The sequence below is a fragment of the Pseudomonas sp. GM102 genome, assembly GCF_000282555.1.
In the GTDB taxonomy this organism is placed as follows: domain Bacteria; phylum Pseudomonadota; class Gammaproteobacteria; order Pseudomonadales; family Pseudomonadaceae; genus Aquipseudomonas.
The window spans coordinates 65,386-82,439 of sequence record NZ_AKJB01000046.1 but is presented as its reverse complement, the minus strand read 5'-3'; the positions used below and the strand labels follow the sequence as shown (position 1 = coordinate 82,439).

At 61.4% G+C, this 17,054-nt stretch carries 16 protein-coding genes; 3 read left to right on the top strand and 13 right to left on the bottom strand.

Annotated elements, in window-relative coordinates:
- The first annotated feature begins 83 nt into the window (after nt 1–83).
- Both PMI18_RS20510 and PMI18_RS20515 read left to right on the top strand, forming a co-directional pair.
- The gene (locus PMI18_RS20510) at nt 84–1,226 is read left to right on the top strand and encodes an SRPBCC family protein (RefSeq protein ID WP_007898205.1); all 1,143 of its coding nucleotides are present in this window, start codon (nt 84–86) and stop codon (nt 1,224–1,226) included.
- Complete coding sequence (locus PMI18_RS20515; RefSeq protein ID WP_007898204.1) at nt 1,223–2,311, top strand: SMP-30/gluconolactonase/LRE family protein; 1,089 nt, start codon at nt 1,223–1,225, stop codon at nt 2,309–2,311. The genes PMI18_RS20510 and PMI18_RS20515 overlap by 4 nt, the downstream gene beginning before the upstream one ends.
- Before the next feature lie 149 nt (nt 2,312–2,460).
- On the opposite strand, the gene PMI18_RS30165 is transcribed toward PMI18_RS20515, so the two are convergent.
- Together PMI18_RS30165 and PMI18_RS20520 are read right to left on the bottom strand one after the other, a co-directional pair.
- Nucleotides 2,461–2,721, bottom strand: coding sequence for a hypothetical protein (locus PMI18_RS30165; protein WP_007898203.1), 261 nt, complete (start codon nt 2,719–2,721; stop codon nt 2,461–2,463).
- A gap of 110 nt (nt 2,722–2,831) precedes the next feature.
- Nucleotides 2,832–3,074 (bottom strand): DUF465 domain-containing protein, encoded by a 243-nt coding sequence (locus tag PMI18_RS20520; RefSeq protein ID WP_007898202.1) that lies wholly within the window; start codon nt 3,072–3,074, stop codon nt 2,832–2,834.
- A gap of 218 nt (nt 3,075–3,292) precedes the next feature.
- On the opposite strand from PMI18_RS20520, the gene PMI18_RS20525 reads away from it, so the two are divergent.
- Complete coding sequence (locus PMI18_RS20525) at nt 3,293–3,814, top strand: DUF4142 domain-containing protein (RefSeq protein ID WP_007898201.1); 522 nt, start codon at nt 3,293–3,295, stop codon at nt 3,812–3,814.
- A gap of 179 nt (nt 3,815–3,993) precedes the next feature.
- Here the strand turns inward: PMI18_RS20525 and PMI18_RS20530 are convergent, their stop codons facing one another.
- From PMI18_RS20530 to PMI18_RS20580, 11 genes are all read right to left on the bottom strand, one after another.
- Complete coding sequence (locus PMI18_RS20530) at nt 3,994–6,105, bottom strand: hybrid sensor histidine kinase/response regulator (RefSeq protein WP_033036142.1); 2,112 nt, start codon at nt 6,103–6,105, stop codon at nt 3,994–3,996.
- 132 nt (nt 6,106–6,237) lie between these two features.
- On the bottom strand, nt 6,238–9,336 hold the full coding sequence (locus tag PMI18_RS20535) for an error-prone DNA polymerase (RefSeq protein ID WP_443200864.1): 3,099 nt from the start codon (nt 9,334–9,336) through the stop codon (nt 6,238–6,240).
- Nucleotides 9,312–10,727, bottom strand: a complete 1,416-nt coding sequence (locus PMI18_RS20540; protein WP_007898198.1) for a Y-family DNA polymerase — start codon at nt 10,725–10,727, stop codon at nt 9,312–9,314. Before PMI18_RS20540 ends, PMI18_RS20535 begins: the two co-directional genes overlap by 25 nt.
- A 7-nt stretch (nt 10,728–10,734) precedes the next feature.
- Nucleotides 10,735–11,352 carry a translesion DNA synthesis-associated protein ImuA gene (gene imuA, locus PMI18_RS20545; RefSeq protein WP_007898196.1) on the bottom strand — a complete coding sequence of 206 codons (618 nt, stop codon included), beginning with the start codon at nt 11,350–11,352 and terminating at the stop codon, nt 10,735–10,737.
- Nucleotides 11,352–11,969 (bottom strand): transcriptional repressor LexA, encoded by a 618-nt coding sequence (lexA, locus tag PMI18_RS20550; protein ID WP_007898195.1) that lies wholly within the window; start codon nt 11,967–11,969, stop codon nt 11,352–11,354. The genes imuA and lexA overlap by 1 nt, the downstream gene beginning before the upstream one ends.
- 109 nt (nt 11,970–12,078) lie before the next feature.
- Nucleotides 12,079–12,354 (bottom strand): DUF971 domain-containing protein, encoded by a 276-nt coding sequence (locus PMI18_RS20555; RefSeq protein ID WP_007898194.1) that lies wholly within the window; start codon nt 12,352–12,354, stop codon nt 12,079–12,081.
- On the bottom strand, nt 12,351–13,313 hold the full coding sequence (locus PMI18_RS20560) for a HEAT repeat domain-containing protein (RefSeq protein ID WP_007898193.1): 963 nt from the start codon (nt 13,311–13,313) through the stop codon (nt 12,351–12,353). The genes PMI18_RS20555 and PMI18_RS20560 overlap by 4 nt, the downstream gene beginning before the upstream one ends.
- Nucleotides 13,310–14,158, bottom strand: a complete 849-nt coding sequence (locus PMI18_RS20565; protein WP_007898192.1) for an ABC transporter ATP-binding protein — start codon at nt 14,156–14,158, stop codon at nt 13,310–13,312. The genes PMI18_RS20560 and PMI18_RS20565 overlap by 4 nt, the downstream gene beginning before the upstream one ends.
- Complete coding sequence (locus tag PMI18_RS20570) at nt 14,158–14,940, bottom strand: ABC transporter permease (RefSeq protein ID WP_007898190.1); 783 nt, start codon at nt 14,938–14,940, stop codon at nt 14,158–14,160. Before PMI18_RS20570 ends, PMI18_RS20565 begins: the two co-directional genes overlap by 1 nt.
- A gap of 184 nt (nt 14,941–15,124) precedes the next feature.
- Nucleotides 15,125–16,528: an ABC transporter substrate-binding protein gene (locus PMI18_RS20575; RefSeq protein WP_007898189.1), complete on the bottom strand. Its 1,404-nt coding sequence runs from the start codon at nt 16,526–16,528 to the stop codon at nt 15,125–15,127.
- Between the two features lie 266 nt (nt 16,529–16,794).
- Nucleotides 16,795–17,040: a 4Fe-4S dicluster domain-containing protein gene (locus tag PMI18_RS20580; protein WP_003180418.1), complete on the bottom strand. Its 246-nt coding sequence runs from the start codon at nt 17,038–17,040 to the stop codon at nt 16,795–16,797.
- Nucleotides 17,041–17,054 lie beyond the last annotated feature (14 nt).

Here is a 17,054-nt window from a genome sequence, read left to right as displayed (position 1 = left end):
CGCTTGTGCCCTCAAGGTTCAGCCAGCCTCTGCGGCGGGATCGGCTAATCTGCTGGTTACAACAATAACCACAGGTGCACTCAGTGAGGCAGACCACCGAAGCATTCCGCGCGCGCTACCGTGCCGACATTCATCCGCTCTACAACCCTTGGTTGCACGGCGTGTTTGTGTTGCTGTTCGGGCTGCTGGCCATCGGCGCGTTCTGGAGCACCGTGCATCAGGTACACCCCCTGGAATGGCTGGCGGTGCCGCTGACCCTGTTGTTCTTCAACTTCGGCGTTTACGTCGTGCATCGGCATCTGGGGCACCATAAAAAGCGCTTGGCGCGAATGTTCTACGCCCGTCACGCCGGTGACCATCACAGCTTTTTCACCCCCGGCCACATGACCTACGACAGCATCCGGGACTGGCGGGTGATTCTATTTCCGGCCTGGCTGATCGTGCTGCATACCCTCGTCATCACCGCGCCTGCCTGGTGGCTGCTGGCTCAGCTCAACGGCAACGTCGCGGGGTTGTTCGGCGGCTGCATGGTCCTCGGTTACCTGACTTATGAAGTGTTCCATGCCTGCGAACATCTACCGCCCGGCAACCCGCTGACACGTCTGCCGTGGATTCGCCAGATGCGCCGTCTGCACGAACTGCACCATCGCCGTGAGCTGATGCAGGAGCGCAATTTCAATATCGTGTTTCCACTGATGGACTACCTGTTCGGCACCCTGCACTGGGAACCGGAACAAGCGCCTCCACACCTGACGAGAACGCCCAGCCGCCTGCAGCACGTGATCGATATCGCTGGAAATCCGCTCGCCGTGCTCGCCTACGCCAGCACCGCGACACGTTGGCCGGAGTGGCATCCGTCCTCCCTCAAGGTCGATGGCCAGAGCGGCCCGTTGTACGCCGGGGCGCGGTTCGAGGAAGACATTCGGGCCGGCGGACGCGAGGGGCATTTGCGCTGGGAGGTCAGCGAATACCTGCCCGGTCGCCGCTGGAGCGCTCGGGCCCGGGGCGATCATGGACTGTCGCTGGTGGTGACTTACGAGTGCGAGGCTTTTGGCGACAGCACGCGGTTTGTCCGCACCCTGGAATATTGCTTTAGCGGTGTACTGATGCGCATCGCCAATCGATTGTTGCTCAAACGGCGCATTGAGCATGAATCGGCGCAATCGATGCTGGCGTTACGCCAGATGGCGCAAAGACATCTGGCCTCGACAGGAGTCACCGCGTGAAAAGAGCCTTCAGGTTTCGGCATTTATTGTTGCTGCTGATCATCGTGATTGGCGGCTTCCTGTTGTTATTACCCACCAAGGTCCAGCCGATCGCCTGGACACCGTCACCAGCACCCTCCCTCATCGATGGCATCTACACCGACAATCAGCGCCTCAAAGGCGTAGAACGTGTCGGTGCCGCTGACATCGACGGCCCGGAGGCGTTGCTGCTGGAGGAAGACGTCCTGATCACCGGTCTGCATGACGGCCGGTTGATTCGCACCAGCCTCGACGGCAAAACCACCAAGGTGCTGGCCGATACCGGCGGCAGGCCATTGGGCCTGGCGCGGCACCCCAATGGTTTGCTGGTGATCGCCGACGGGGTCAAGGGTTTGCTGTCGCTCGATGCCCAGGGCCGGTTGATTGCATTGAGCACCACGGCCAACAACGTGCCCTTTGGTTTTACCGATGACGTGGTCATCGACAAGCCCGGGCATTACGCCTATTTCAGCGATGCTTCCAGCCGTTGGGGTTACGGCAAGGATGGTGAGGCGATCATCGAGCACGGCGGTGACGGCCGATTGCTGCGATATGACTTCCAGACCGGCAAAACGACGGTTCTGCTGGAGAAACTGGAGTTCGCCAACGGCGTGACCCTAGGGCCTGATGATGCGTTTGTGCTGGTCAACGAAACCGGCGCCTATCGCATCAGCCGCTATTGGCTGACCGGGCCGAAAGCCGGAACCCACGATCTGTTCATCGACAATTTGCCAGGGTTGCCGGACAACCTGGCATTCAATGGTCGCGACCGTTTCTGGGTAGCGTTGTATGCACCGCGCAATGCGCTGCTCGACGCCACGGCGCCCTACCCTCTGGTACGCAAAATGATCGTGCGCGCGCTGACGGTCCTGCCCAAACCGGTGGAGAAACGCGCCTTCGCCCTTGGCCTGGACCTCGACGGGAAAGTGATTGCCAATCTGCAGGACGCCAGCAGCGGCAACTACTCACCCATCACCACCGTGCGCGAGTATGGGGACTGGTTGTATCTGGGATCGCTGAAAGCGCGGCACATGGCGCGGTTGCCGTTGAGCACGGCATTGCAGTAGTAACGATGATCAACCTGTGGGAGCGGGCTTGCTCGCGAAGGCGGACTGACATTCAACATTGATGTCGACTGGCATGACCTCATTCGCGAGCAAGCCCGCTCCCACAGTTGATTGGGGTTGCCGCGAAGTTTGTGATCAACACTCGTGAATCAACGCGGATCCATCTCACCATCACGAACCGAATTGTCTGTCTCTTCGCGCACTCGCTCCGGGTCGATGTCAGTGACGTCATCCTGTTCCAGAGGCGTTATGTCCTCATTGTCCGGCAATTCATCGATGCCCGGTTCATCCTCGGGGTTGACGGTGGTGCGTCCTGGGCTCAGGGGTTCGGGATGAGTCGGGATCGGGTCATAGCCGCCCTGTTCTTCGCTGGGATATTTTTGTTTATGGGGAAAGGCTGGATGGGGCATGAGGCACCTCGCATGGAGCCGTAACGTCGGGCTCTGATCGTTCGAGGTGCCGGTATTTATCCCCGTTCCAATTTTTCAGTCACCGATCGTCGGTGACTCGACGTAGCGCGTCAGGACCGGGCCTGGAGTTGTTGGACGATCTTGTCCTTGAACTGCAAGCGCTTCTCCTTGAGCTTCTTCAGTGCGTCATCGCTGGGCGCATCCGATTGTGCGGACTCGGCCTTCAATACTTCGGCGTCCGCCTGGGAGTACTTGTTGAGCAGTGAATCCAGTAACGGATCCTTGGTGCGTTTTTGCTGGATCTCTTCCTTCGTGCAGCGCAAATCCTGATAAAGGTCATGGGTCACCGGCATGGAACACCTCCGTTTGTTAATCGGTGGCAAACGTGATCGATTGCGTTCACCAGCTATCAGAATGGCCTCGCTTACCCGGTTCTGTCGACCGTCTATCAGACCAGCGGTGTCCGTTCGTCGTCCTGTCGCAAACGCGATAAAACCTTTACCCGAACGCCCGCCTCCATTGAATAACGATCACCCGGATCGCCCATAGAAACCTGTGTGGAGAATGATCAATGGACGGCTTCAATCTGCGTCACCTCGCCCTGGCCGTTGCCTTGAGCACCAGCATGGGCACAGCTTTCGCCGCCGATTCCAACGACTTCGTCGATGACGCGGTCGCGGGCGGCATCGCGGAAGTCGAGACCAGCAAACTGGCCCTGGAAAAAAGCTCATCGGCCGACATCAAGGCGTTCGCCAATATGATGGTTACCGATCATTCCAAAGCCAATGAAGAACTGGCGGCACTGGCGAAAAAGCATGACATCGAAGTGCCAGACACGACGACGATGGTTAAACAGGCCAAGGAAAAAATTCTCGACCTGCGCGATGAATCCTTCGACACAGCCTATGCCAACAATCAGGTGAAGGCTCATGAAGAAGCCATTGAGCGGTTCAAGAAAGAAGCCAATACCGTGACGGACGACAAGACCAAAGGCGCCACCGACCTCAAGGCTTTCGCACAAAAAATGTTGCCGGCGCTGGAAAAACACCTGGATATGGCGAAAAAACTCCAGGCGGCTCATCCCGACAAATAATCCCCACAGGAACAAGGCTTGCCCGGCGCGGGTAAGCCTTGATGCCGGCCGGTTAGCCCCTGTAGGAGCGAGGCTTGCCCGCGAACAAGAACCCCGCGGTGTATCAGGTACCCCGCGTCATCGTTCTTCGCGGGCAAGCCTCGCTCCTACAGGGGCGATCGCATTACAGCCTACAGGTCTCAACCCCCCAGCACATTGCGGATCTTACTCAACAGCGCTTCAGGGCCATAAGGTTTGCTCAGCAGATAAGTGTCGGGGCTGAGTTGGTGATTGCGCGAAATAATGTCCCAGGTGTGACCGGAGGTAAACAGCACCGCCACCGGAGGATTCTGCACCTTGGCCCAGGCGGCCAGGTCCGAGCTTTTGATCAGACCGGGCATGACCACATCGGTGAAGATCAGGTCCACCGCCGCGCCATCGAGCAACATCTGCATGGCCAGGTCACCGTTGGCCGCGGTCAGAACCTGATAGCCCTCTTCATGCAACAAGTCGACCGCCGAGCCACGCACCGCTTCGTTGTCCTCGACCACCAGAATGGTTTCGTGCCCGCCACGGTGCTGCGGATCATGGCGCGTTGTTTCACCGGGCAACGGGCGCAAACTGCGCGGGAAATACAGCTGCACCCGAGTGCCCTGCCCGACGACACTGGAAATCTCGATATGACCGTCGCTCTGTTTGACGAAACCGAACACCATACTCAAACCCAGGCCGGTGCCCTGGCCGTCGGCCTTGGTGGTGAAAAACGGTTCGAAGGCCTGTGCGAGCACTTGAGGCGGCATACCGACACCCGTATCAGCCACCGCGACGCAAACATAGTCGCCGGCGACGATGCCCTTGCCTGCGCAAAATTTGTGGTCGAGGACAATGTTCTCGGCGCTCAGGGCAATGGTCCCCTCGCCGTTCATGGCGTCTCGAGCGTTGATCGCGAGGTTGAGAATGGCGTTTTCCAGTTGATTGCGGTCCACGTAGAGATGCCATGGATCGTCAGGCGCCGTCACCTTGATCTGGATAGTCTCCCCCAGCGCCCGCTGCAACAATTCTCCCAGGCCTTCGAAGATCTGCCGTGGATCGCAGACCGCCGGCGACAAAGGCTGACGACGGGCGAATGCGAGCAATTGCGACGACAATTTGGCACCGCGCTCGACCGCGGCAATCGACGCACTGACCCGACGTTGCACGTTGGCGTTGTCCGGTTCATGACGCGCCAGCAAATGCAGGTTGCCGGCGATCACCTGCAACAGGTTGTTGAAGTCATGGGCCACGCCGCCGGTGAGACCGCCGATGGCTTCGAGTTTCTGTGACTGACGCAGCTGCTCTTCGGCCACCAGCCGCGCTTCGACTTCATCAGCGACTCGCTGCTCCAGGTTACGGGTGAATTTGAGCAACGACTCTTCAGCGGTCTTGCGTTCGTGGATGTCAATCAATACCCCGGGAAAGCGGAACGCCTCGCCTTGCTCATTGAACTCGCAACACCCGCTGGCCAGCACCCACAGGTAACTGCCATCGGGGCGCAGGACCCGGTATTCGGCGTTGTAGGGCACGCCGGTTTCCACCGACTGATGGATCCGTTCCTGAACCCAACTACGGTCGTCGGGATGGATCTGCATTTCGGCGATGAGCGGTGGCAGGTTGGCCAGGTCCTGGTCAGGCGGATAGGAAAACGTGCGGGCAAAGCGTTCGTCGGCAGACAGCACATTAGCCTTGATATCCCAGACGAACGAGCCGAGCAAAGCCCCGGCATTAAGAGCCAGGCGAACTCTTTCGTTGTCGGCGCGATAAGCGCTTTCGGCTTCCTGGCGGCGGCGCTCGGAAATCACATGGTCAGTGGTGTCGACCACCATCGCCATGACCCCGGCCGGGTGCCCGTCATCATCGGCGACGGGGCTGTAGTAAAGATCCATCCAGACGTCTTCGGGTACGCCATCACGCAACAGCACCAGGGCTTTGTTGTGATAGGACAAGGTGCCGCCCGCAAGGCAGGTGTCTACCACATGCCGATTGAATTCGGCGACCTCTGGCCAGCCCAACTCTACCGGCGAACCCAGCAGGTAAGGATGGCGCCCACCGGCAAATCTCGAGTAGGCATCGTTATAGATCATGTAACCGGGCCGGCCCCACAGCATCACCATCGGCAGGGGTGAGGCGAGCAATAATTGCACCGCGCTGCACAGGCTCCCGGGCCAGGTATCGATGCTCCCGAGCTCGGTCAGGCTCCAGTCGAACGCGCGAATGCGTCCGGCCATTTCGCCGCTCCAGCCGGTACATCCGTGGCTATTGTCTAGAAACTGCATCGACTGGCCTATGTCCTGTGGATGACATGTTTTCAGGCAGTGCAACGCCGTGAGGAGACGGTGCGTGCCCGTTTGTTTCGAGCACCGCCGACGCCAATGGTTTCATAGAGGTATAGCTGAATGTCGCAGGGTTCAGCGGAAATCCCGGCTGCGCACATGGATACCGTCAAGCAATGAACTCAGGTCGCTCAGGCGCCCGGCAATCAGATGCCGCACCTCGCCTTCCTTTTCCCAGCGCCCATCGACCTTGAGCAATTGCGAGCCGACCAGTACCTGCCGTTGCCGTTCGGCCAGGTCGCGCCAGACCACCACGTTGACGTTGCCGAACTCGTCTTCAAGCGTTACGAAGGTCACGCCGCTGGCGGTGCCCGGGCGTTGCCGACCGGTCACCAACCCGGCGACGCTGACCGGTCGGCCGTGCTCGACATCCATAAGTTCTTTTGAACTGCGGCAACGCCGGGCTTTCAATTCACCCCGCAGCAATGCCAGCGGATGCGGGCCAAGGGTGGTGCCGACACTGTTGTAATCGGCTTGCAGGTCCTCGCCCACGGTGGGTTTGGGCAAAGACACCGTCGGCTCTTCCTGGCGCGGCAAACCGGCAAACAAGCCGAGCTGCTTCTGCACCCCCGCCACTTCCCAGCGCGCCCGATGCCGGTCACCGGCCAGCCCGCGCAATGCACCGGCATCGGCCAGTTGCTCCTGGGCACGGGCATCGAGTCGCGCCCGTTCGCCAAGGTCGGCGATGTCGGCAAATGCCCCTTTCGACCGTGCAACTTCAATGCGCCTGGCATCGTCCTCGCGAAAGCCCTTGATCATCCGCAACCCCATGCGAATGGCCGGCTGCGCGCCGGTGATCGGTTCCAGGCTGCAATCCCAGTCGCTGGCCCGCACGTCCACCGGACGAATCTGCAAATGATGCCGGCGGGCGTCCTGAAGAATCTGGTCCGGGCTGTAGAAACCCATGGGCCAGCTGTTGATCAGCGCACAGGCGAAGGCTGCCGGCTCGTGGCATTTCAACCAGCAACTGGCATAGGTCAGCAAGGCGAAACTGGCGGCGTGGGATTCGGGAAAGCCGTAATTGCCAAAGCCTTTGATCTGCTCGAAGATCTGCGCGGCGAACTCCGCCGTGTAGCCGTTTTTCTTCATTCCGTCCGCCAGGCGTTCCTTGTGCGGTTCCAATCCGCCATGGCGTTTCCAGGCGGCCATGGAGCGGCGCAATTGATCGGCCTCGCCGGGGCTGTAGTCGGCGGCGACAATCGCGATCTGCATCACCTGTTCCTGGAACAGTGGCACGCCCAACGTACGCTCCAGCACCGCTTCGAGTTCTTTCGACGGGTAGATCACCTCTTCTTCGCCCTTACGCCGCCGCAGGTAGGGATGCACCATCCCGCCCTGAATCGGCCCCGGACGAACGATCGCCACCTCGATCACCAGATCGTAGAAATTTTTGGGCTTGAGCCTCGGCAACATCGACATCTGTGCCCGGGATTCGATCTGGAACACCCCGATGGTGTCCGCGTGGCCAATCATCTCGTAGGTTTGCGGATCTTCGGCCGGCACCGTTGCCAGACTCAGGTCGCGGCCACGGTGCCGACGCAGCAGGTCGAAACAACGACGAATCGCACTGAGCATGCCCAGCGCGAGGATATCGACCTTGAGCAGCCCGACCGCGTCCAGATCGTCCTTGTCCCACTGGATGATGGTGCGCTCGGCCATGGCGGCGTTTTCCACCGGCACCAGGCTGTCCAGGGGCTGCTCGGAAATCACGAAACCGCCAGGGTGCTGGGACAGGTGCCGGGGGAAACCGATCAACTGCCCCGTCAGGCTCAGCACCCGGCGCAACACCGGGCTGTCGGGATCGAAACCACCTTCACGCAGGCGCTCGACGGGAGGCGCCTGATCACTCCAGTGGCCGCAGCAGTCGGCCAGGGCGTTGACCTGATCCGGCGGCAAACCCAGTGCCTTGGCCACGTCGCGGACTGCGCCGGCACCATGGTAAGTGCTGACCACCGCCGTCAGCGCCGCGCGGGTCCGACCATAACGCTGAAACACGTATTGCAGGACTTCTTCACGCCGCTCATGCTCGAAATCCACATCGATGTCTGGCGGCTCATTGCGCTCTTTGGAGAGAAAACGTTCGAACAGCAACGTGCTCCGCTCCGGGTCGATCTCCGTGATCCCCAGTACGTAGCACACCGCGGAGTTGGCCGCAGAACCGCGCCCCTGACACAGAATGTGTTGCTTGCGGGCGAAATTCACAATGTCGTGAACTGTCAGGAAATAACTTTCGTACCCCAGCTCGGCAATCAGCTGCAGTTCCTTGTCGATCTGCGCCAACACCTCGGCTTTAGGGCCTTTCTCCCAGCGCCACCGAACACCCTTTTCGGCCAACTCCCGCAGCCAGGACGTGGCCGTGCGCCCCTCAGGCACCAGCTCCCGGGGATATTGATAGCGCAACTGACCGAGGTTGAACGTGCAGCGCCGGGCGATGCTCAGCGTTTCGTCGAGCAGTGCCTGGGGATAGAGCTCGCGCAGGGCGTCGAGGCTGCGCAAATGCCGTTCGCCGTTAGGGTGCAGACGCAACCCGGCCTCGGCCACCGGCAAGTGATGACGAATCGCAGTCATGGTGTCCTGCAAGGCGCGACGGCCACGGGCGTGCATGTGCACATCGCCGCTGGCCACCGCCGGGATCCGCAGTTCCCGCGCCAGGGTCAGCAGCGCCGCCAGTCGCCGGGTGTCGTCCTGCCCGCGATGTAACTGAACGCTCAGCCACAGGCGCTCGGCGAAGGTCTGCTTCAGCCAGTGGCCCTGCTCAACGTCATCGACGGCGTCCGGCACCCACAACGCCAACAGCCCCGGCAACGGCTCGCCGAAATCCTCCCGCAGCACCTGATACTGGCCTTTCTGCGTACGGCGTCTGGCGCGGGTAATCAAGCGGCACAGGGTTTGGTAACCCTCGAGGCTTTCCACCAGCAGCACCAGTTTCGGACCGTCTTCGATGCGTATTTCACTGCCGATGATCAGCGGCAATTCCACGGCCTTGGCCGCCTGCCAGGCGCGGACGATACCCGCCAGGGTACATTCGTCGGTAATCGCCAGCGCTTGATAACCCTGCTTTTTCGCCCGTTGAAAAAGCTCAAGTGCACTGGAAGCACCACGCTGGAAACTGAAGTTCGACAGGCAGTGCAGTTCGGCATAGTCGACACTCATGCGAACCAGCCTTGCAGCCACAACGGACCGTCTTCACCCACCGCCCGATAGGCCCAGCCCTGCTGGCCGGAACGGGTTTCGATCAGGTAATAATCGCGGCGCACGTCATCGCCGTCCCACCAGCCCGACTCGATGCGTTCCGGCCCCATGAGGATGCGCGTCGAACCTTCGTGTACTGCCTGCGGCTCCGTCAGCAACCAGCCCGGACGTTGCACGGCAGGCAATGCCTCGCAGGTCTGGCTGTTGACACTGGCCTGCCACGCGCATTCGGGCCGGTGATCGGCCTGGAACCGCAAGCCTTGCACCGCGTCATCCCCCAGCCGTGCGCGCAAGCGTTCGCGCAGTTGCTCCCAGGGCAAGGACTGCTGCGGACGATCATCGAACAGTTCCTGGTACTGGGGCACAAAGGCCGGTAGCTCTTCGGCGCGCAGACGAAAACCGCGCACCGGCGCCTCGACCTGAACCTGCTCCAGCCTCCCCCGGGCCAGTTCGAACAGCATCGCCGGGTCACGCTCGGCGCTGAGCAGGCCGACCTTGATCAGCGTGTCTGGCAACCCGGCGTGTTCCAGATGCAGGTCAAAACGTTGCACACCGCTGTCTCGTCCACAGAGGAACGCCGCCAGATCGCCGGTCAGCCTGCGCAATGGAAACAGCAATGCCTGATGGGATTGCACATCGAAATTGAGTTCAATGCGCACATCGAAACGGTCCGGCGGCAGGTAGAACGCCAGCGCCAGCCGTCGTAAACCAAACAGGGTGTCCAGATGCTTGAGTACCGGGGCCTCGAAACGCCGGGCCAGGCTATGTCGAGGCAGCGCCTGCACCTGACTCAAGGTGCGCAGCCCCATGCGCGACAGTGCCGTGGCAACGCTTGGCTCCAGGGCGATCCGGTCAACGGGCAACTGCCCGAGATGGTGCTGCAAGGCGTCATTGTCCGGCACCACCAGACCGTCATAAACATTGGCCAGCACCCGCGCCGCCACCGGGTTGGGCGCGGCGACAATCCGGTGACGAAACCCCAACTCGCCGAGTTCCGCTCTCAACCGCGCCTCGAACTGCGGCCAGGGCCCGAACAAACCCAGGCTGGATTCGATTTCAAACACCACGGCGCGCGGGTAATGCACGCTGACCTGGGAACTGAACCGATAGGCCCAGGCGGCCAGGAACTGCTGCCAGTGTTCGATCTCGGCGGCATCGTATTCGGCGGTGATAAACCCTTTGCTCAGGGCCTGAGCGGCGGTCATCGACTGGCCGGGACGCAAGCCCAGCGCCCGCGCCGAACCGTTGACCGCTTGCAGCACCCGGCGCTGGGCCGGACCGGTCAGCAGCGCCAGCGGTTCGTCGGGGTCGGGGCGCTGACGCAGTACCGCGTCCAGCGCCAATTGCGGGAAGAGAATGCAAACCCAGCGCATGGCAACCTCAATGCCCGACGGCAAAGGCAATCGGCGCCGAACGGGCCAGCCCGCCCCGGCACTTGAGCACTCGCAATTGCGCAGGTTGGGCGTCGATGGCGATGCGCAGGGCCGCTGGCGACGGGTTGATGGCCTCACTGAGCGAGCGATAGGCGAACGCCAGGGTCTGACCGGTTTCCGCCGCCACCTGCAAACGTCGCAACGCTCGATCGTCGGCTTTGTGCGGCCAGCACAACACCGCCCCGCAACTGCCCGAACGCAGGCATTGTTCCGCCGCCCACAGCGCATCGCGCTCGCTGGCCTGGATGATCGACAGTTGCCGCAGATCGACCCCGGCGTTCTGCCAGGCCTGGGGATAGGGCACGTAAGGCGGCGCCACCAGCACGATGCGCTCACCTGCCGCCGACAGCCGCGCCAGCGCTGGCCACACCAGTTGCAACTCACCCACGCCCTGCCCGGCCAACAGGATTTCAGTCAGTGCCGCTTCCGGCCAGCCGCCAGTGGGCAATGCCACGTCCAGCGCCGCATGCCCCGTGGGTTGCGGGCTGACGGCCGGTGGCACAGGCCGGCCCTTCCAGACCTGGCCGCCATTGAACAGCGTATCCAACGCAACGACGGCGCCCATCACCCTTGCCTCACCAGACCGCAGAACACGCCTTCAATGGCCAGATCCTGATCGGCTCGAACAATGATCGGCTTGTAAGCCGGATTGCGCGGTAACAGGCGAACAGAATCGCCGACCCGCTCGAAACGCTTGATAGTGACTTCGCCGTCGAGCCGCGCCACGACGATCTGGCCGTTGAGCGCTTCGAGATTGCGCCGCACGCCCACCAGATCACCGTCGAGAATGCCATCCTCGATCATCGAATCGCCCTGCACCCGCAGCATGTAGTCGGGCACCCGCGAGAAGATCGATGGATCAAGCAGCAAACGGCTGTGGACCTCGGCATCGGCACCGATCGGCGCACCGGCCGCCACTCGACCGAGAACCGGAACATCCAGCAGCTCGGGCCGCGGCGGTTGATTCAACAGCCGAATGCCGCGCGCCTGATGCGCATTGACCTCGATAAAACCGGCCTCAGTCAGCGCGAGCACGTGCTTGCGCGCCACGCTACGAGAGGCGAAACCAAAGGCCTCGCTGATCTCAGCGAGGCTCGGGGGCTGACCGTGTTCGGCGATTCGATCGCGGATGAAGGTCAGGATGGCAGTACGGCGGGGAGTTAAAGTCGTCATGGAGTACATTTGTACTCTTTTCAGTTTTTCCTGGCAAGGACTTGTAGGAGCGAGGCTTGCCCGCGAAGGCGGTGTGTCAGGTACGCCGCCTTCGCGGGCAAGCCTCGCTCCTACAGGTTCAGGTGAGTCCTGAGAGATAGGGCCATGGGTAGATGCCGCGTTCGTGGCCGTCGCTGAAGATCAGTTGCAGGCCGTAGCCTTGGGCGTTGAGTTCGATCACACGGATGCGTTCATCCACTTTCACCGTCAGGCCTTGCAGTCGCAACGCCCTGCACTGCGAGCAGGGACATTGGCGGCGTAGCTCGGCGTGATCGAGCCGTTGCTCGCGACCGTCCGGCCAGTTCAATCGCAGCTGTTGTTTACCTTGGGAATTAGCAATCGCCACCGGGTTCATTGCAGTTGACTCAAGGCGATGCGCACGGCTTTGCGTACTTCCGGGTCGCCATCGTCTTGCGCCGTCTGCAATGCGGCGATGGCGCCTTGATCGTTCAATTCACCAAGGGCCAGGGCCGCTTCCTTGCGCAGGTTGCTGATGCGGTGGCCGAGGGTTTCGATCAACGCTTCGAGGGCCGGAACGTAACGCAAACGGCCAAGGCTGCGGGTGGCGCGCAGGCGGACTTGCCAGTAGTCATCACTCAAGGCTTCGACCAAGGCAGAACCGGCGTCGGCGTGTCCGACCTTGCCCAATGTGGTGGCGGCTTCTTCGCGCACTTGCCAGGCCTGGTCCTGCAACGCCTGACGCAGCGCCGGCAGCACTTGCGCGTCGGATGCCAGGCCGAGGGCGCCGGTGGCAGCGCGGCGGACTTCGGTGTCCGGGTCGTGGCTGGCGAGCCGGGCCAGGGCCGGCAACGCATCGAGTTGTTTGAGCCAGCCGAGTACGCCGACTGCTTCACGCCGGACATTGGCGTCCCTATCGTCCAACGCGGACAATGCCGCGCAAGCCGCCTGGGGGAAACGCAATTCGCGCAAGGCCCTGAAAGCCGCGATGCGCACGCTGATGTCGGCATGCCCGGTCCACGGCAAAATCACCCGCCCCGCTGCTTCACTCTTAAGCAGGCTGAGGCTTTGCGCAGCGGCAGACTGCACCGCCAGCGATGAGTCAGTCAGCGCCTGGCACAGCGCTTCGACCACCGGATCATCCTCCCAGGCTTCCAGCAATCGCGCGGCTTCGGCGCGCACTTCTTCGGTCGGGTCTTCAGCCAGTCGATTGACCAGCCACAGCAAGCCATCCGGCTCTTCAAGGTCGGCCAGTTCGATCAGGGCGATGCGGCGCACGCCAGGGTCGTCATCGGTCAGGCGCGACTGTAAGGCCAGGATGTCGTCGTTATCGGTTACATCGAATAGAGAGGTCATAGGGCAAATCGCGGCAGTGGGTTTTCAGGGGGAAGTCCGAGAGGGTTCAGGCGCGGTAATTGCCGACCGTCTTCGTGACGCAGCAACTCGAGGCAATGACGCTTCAAGCGGGAAAACTCGTGGCTCGTCACCCGTTCAGTGGTGCGTGGCCGGGGGAAGTCGAGGTGCAGGTCTTCGATGATTCTGCCCGGACGCGAACTCATGACCAGCAGGCGATCGGCGAGGAACAGCGCTTCGTCGATGTCATGGGTGACGAACACAACGGTGGTGCGAATTCGCGTCCAGATATCCAGCAGCAGTTCCTGCATGTTCAACCGGGTCAGCGCATCGAGGGCGCCGAAGGGTTCGTCCATCAACAACAAGCGCGGACGATTGATCAGCACCCGGGCGATTTCCACCCGTTGCTGCATACCGCCCGACAGCTGATTCGGCCAGCGCTCGGCAAAGCCTTCGAGGCCCACCAGGGCCAGCATTTCATCAGCCGCTGTATGGCGTTCGGCTTTGCCGATGCCGCGCATTTTCAGGCCGAAAGCCACGTTGTCGCGCACGGTGCGCCAAGGGAACAGCGTGTGCTGCTGGAAGACCATGCCACGTTGCGGCGATGGCCCTGAGACCTGCGCACCGTCGACTTTCAGGGTGCCGGTTCGCGGCTGCAGGTGACCGGCCAGCGCGCCGAGCAAGGTCGATTTACCGCAACCGGACGGCCCGAGGATGCACACGAATTGCCCCGGTTCAATCTGGCAGTCGAGGCCTTGCACGGCTTCGAACGCCTGCAGGCCTTCACCGAGGACGATGGACAATTGGCGGATGTCGATCCGCCCTTCAGGACTTTGCATCACGCTCATCAGGCTTTTCCTCGTGGTCGGTGCCAAGGCGTGAATAGCCCGCCCAAGCGTTTGATCAACAGGCTGCTGCCCATCCCGAGCACGCCGATCAGCAACATGCCGACCACGATGTCGGCGTAGTTCTGGATGGTGTAGGACTCCCAGGTGTAGTAGCCGATGCCGTACTGGCCGGAGATCATTTCGGCGGTCACCAGGCAAAACCACGAAGTGCCCATGCCGATGGCGAGGCCGGTGATGATGCTCGGCGCGGCGCCCGGCAGAATCACCTCCAGCAGAATCGCCCGACGCCCTGCCCCAAGGCTTTTCGCCGAGGCGATCAATCGCGGGTCGACGCTTTCGACGCCGTGCACGGTGTTGAGCAGAACCGGGAACAACGCGCCGGTGAAGGTGATGAAAACCATGGACAGTTCCGACGACGGGAACATCAGGATCGCCAGGGGAATCCAGGCCACGGCCGGGATCGGGCGCAGGACTTCCAGAGGTGGCAGCAATAAATCCTCGGCCCATTTCGAACGACCTATGGCCACGCCCAAAGCGACGCCGATGATCAGCGCCGCGAGGTAACCGGCGAAGACCCGGCCGAGGCTGCTGCTCAGGTGTTGGGCGAGCTTGCCGGAGTCGCCGAGGCCTAGGGCGGCCTGGATGACCGCCACGGGTGTCGGGACGTTGGCGAAGGTGACCAGACCGAGGTTCCAGTGGCCACTCGCGGCGAGTTGCCAGAACAGCAGGCAGAGCAGCAATGAAGCGGCTCGGGGGAGCCAGCGTGACAATGATCGAGACATAATTCTTCCTTTCACCCGAGATCCTGTGGGAGCGGGCTTGCTCGCGATTGCGGTCAGGCATTCAGCATTTATGTTGGCTGGTCCAACCCCATCGCGAGCAGGCTCGCCACACACAGTTGATCGGTGGTGAACTCAGTATTTGCGTACGACTTCTATCCCACAGTTGACCGAGTTGTTCTTGCGGTTAGCGGACGGCTACCGCCTGGGTGGTGGCGTCGGTGAAGTCGAAGACTTTACCGCCCTGGGCCGTGGCGAATTGTTGGGCCTGGCCTTTGAGCAGGAACGCGCTGAGGTGCCCTTTCGCATCGCTGGCAAACCACGCCTGATCCGCCAGCAATTTGATCCCGCTGTCACTGGCCTGGGCATACACCGCGCGGATGTTTTTGCCTTCCTGCTTCAGGCTCGCCAACGCGGTGAAAGCCGACTCCGCCGAGGCGTATTGGCGGACTTTCGGCTCGCCACGCACCCAGATCTCCGCCACATGACTGAAGTCGGTAATGGCCTTGCCGTCCAGCGCATCCACCGCCTTCAGAGGTGTTTGTGCGTAGTTGGCCAGTTGCGCGGTGTAGTCCAGTTTCGAGGCCTTGAACGCGGCGCGGATGTATTGGTCGTCAATGAAGGTATTCAGATCGAGACCACGATCAGCCTTCTTCAACAATTTGAGGGTATCGATGGCCGTGCCCACCGCCTGACGGTATTCCGGCTTCCAGCTCAGGTCCCGGGTTTGTACGCCCAGCGGGCCGTGGAACAGGTAATTGACCTCGGCATCGACGCCGGTGACTTTGGCGATCAGCTCGCTGTATTTCTCCGGTTCCGCCGCCAGCAACTGATTGGCCTCAATGCTCGCACGCAGATAGGCGACGACGATCTCCGGGTATTTTTTCGCATAGCTCTGATCGACCAAGGCGCCGTGGAAGGTCGGTGTATTGGCCTGGGAACCGTCATAAATCTTGCGAGCGAAACCGCGGCTGGTGAACAGTTCGGCGAACGGCACAAAATCGGCGTGAGCTTCGATCTTGCCGGCCTGCAACGCGGAACCGGCGACTTCCGGCGCCTGGGCGATGATGTTCACATCCTTGAGCGGGTCCCAGCCTTGAGCCGCGACGGCACGCAACAACATGCCATGGGCGGTGGACGCGAATGGCACGGAAATGGTCTTGCCTTTGAGTTCGGCCAACGACTGCACACCCGAAGCGCTCGGCACCACGATGCCGTTGCCGCTGCCCTTGATGCTGCCCGACAGCACACTGATGAACAGGCTGTGCTTGCCGGCGGTTTCGAACGCCACACCATTGAATGAACCGGGGAAATCGGCCATGGCGCCGAAGTCGAGTTTGCCGGCGACCATCTCGTTGGTCAGCGGTGCGCCGCTGGTGAAGTTCTTCCACTGCACCTCGTATTGGGCGTCCTTGTAGGGGCCGTCGTGGGGCAGGTATTTGTCCAGCAGACCGAGCTCGCGAATCAACAGTCCGCCAGCGGCGCAGTTGATGGTGGTGTCCTGGGTGCCAATGGCAATGCGGATGGTTTCGGCTGAAGCCGACAAGGTGAATGAAGCCAGTACCAGACCGGCAAATGCTGCACGCAACATAGGTGTATCCCCTCGAATCATTTATAGGATGTTCGTCTCCGCCACGATCAGGGCGTGGTGGGAAACGAGGGGTGTTTTGAATCGAGCGTCCGGGGGTTGCCGGATGGCTTTGTGGTTGTCTGGGCTGGCCTCTTCGCGGGCAAGCCCGCTCCCACAGTGATTTGTGCTGAATCCAGAATCTTGCAGACACCAAAGAAACCTGTGGGAGTCGGGCTTGCCCGCGATGGCGTCCGATCAATCAATGGAGATGCCAGCTCTGCCCACACTCAGCGCAACAGATAAGGGATTTCAACTTTCACCGCCCCGGTCGGGCAGTCCTTTTCACACGGCATGCAGTACCAGCATTCGTCGAACGCCATGTAGGCCTTTTGAGTAGCCGGGTTGATCGCCAGCAGGTCCATCGGGCAGACGTCGACGCACACGGTGCAGCCTTTGTGGGCGATGCATTTGTCCTCGTCGACCGTGACGGGGGCGTTGGAGCGGAAGAAGATTTCCTGGGGTTGATAGGCCATTGGCGGTTTCTCTC

What these genes read in the sequence shown, in the direction of transcription:
- PMI18_RS30165 (WP_007898203.1), bottom strand. Translation starts at nt 2,721, where the DNA reads ATGCCCCATCCAGCCTTTCCCCATAAACAAAAATATCCCAGCGAAGAA.
- PMI18_RS20520 (WP_007898202.1), bottom strand. Translation starts at nt 3,074, where the DNA reads ATGCCGGTGACCCATGACCTTTATCAGGATTTGCGCTGCACGAAGGAA.
- PMI18_RS20525 (WP_007898201.1), top strand. Translation starts at nt 3,293, where the DNA reads ATGGACGGCTTCAATCTGCGTCACCTCGCCCTGGCCGTTGCCTTGAGC.
- PMI18_RS20530 (WP_033036142.1), bottom strand. Translation starts at nt 6,105, where the DNA reads ATGCAGTTTCTAGACAATAGCCACGGATGTACCGGCTGGAGCGGCGAA.
- PMI18_RS20540 (WP_007898198.1), bottom strand. Translation starts at nt 10,727, where the DNA reads ATGCGCTGGGTTTGCATTCTCTTCCCGCAATTGGCGCTGGACGCGGTA.
- imuA (WP_007898196.1), bottom strand. Translation starts at nt 11,352, where the DNA reads ATGGGCGCCGTCGTTGCGTTGGATACGCTGTTCAATGGCGGCCAGGTC.
- lexA (WP_007898195.1), bottom strand. Translation starts at nt 11,969, where the DNA reads ATGTACTCCATGACGACTTTAACTCCCCGCCGTACTGCCATCCTGACC.
- PMI18_RS20555 (WP_007898194.1), bottom strand. Translation starts at nt 12,354, where the DNA reads ATGAACCCGGTGGCGATTGCTAATTCCCAAGGTAAACAACAGCTGCGA.
- PMI18_RS20560 (WP_007898193.1), bottom strand. Translation starts at nt 13,313, where the DNA reads ATGACCTCTCTATTCGATGTAACCGATAACGACGACATCCTGGCCTTA.
- PMI18_RS20565 (WP_007898192.1), bottom strand. Translation starts at nt 14,158, where the DNA reads ATGAGCGTGATGCAAAGTCCTGAAGGGCGGATCGACATCCGCCAATTG.
- PMI18_RS20570 (WP_007898190.1), bottom strand. Translation starts at nt 14,940, where the DNA reads ATGTCTCGATCATTGTCACGCTGGCTCCCCCGAGCCGCTTCATTGCTG.
- PMI18_RS20575 (WP_007898189.1), bottom strand. Translation starts at nt 16,528, where the DNA reads ATGTTGCGTGCAGCATTTGCCGGTCTGGTACTGGCTTCATTCACCTTG.
- PMI18_RS20580 (WP_003180418.1), bottom strand. Translation starts at nt 17,040, where the DNA reads ATGGCCTATCAACCCCAGGAAATCTTCTTCCGCTCCAACGCCCCCGTC.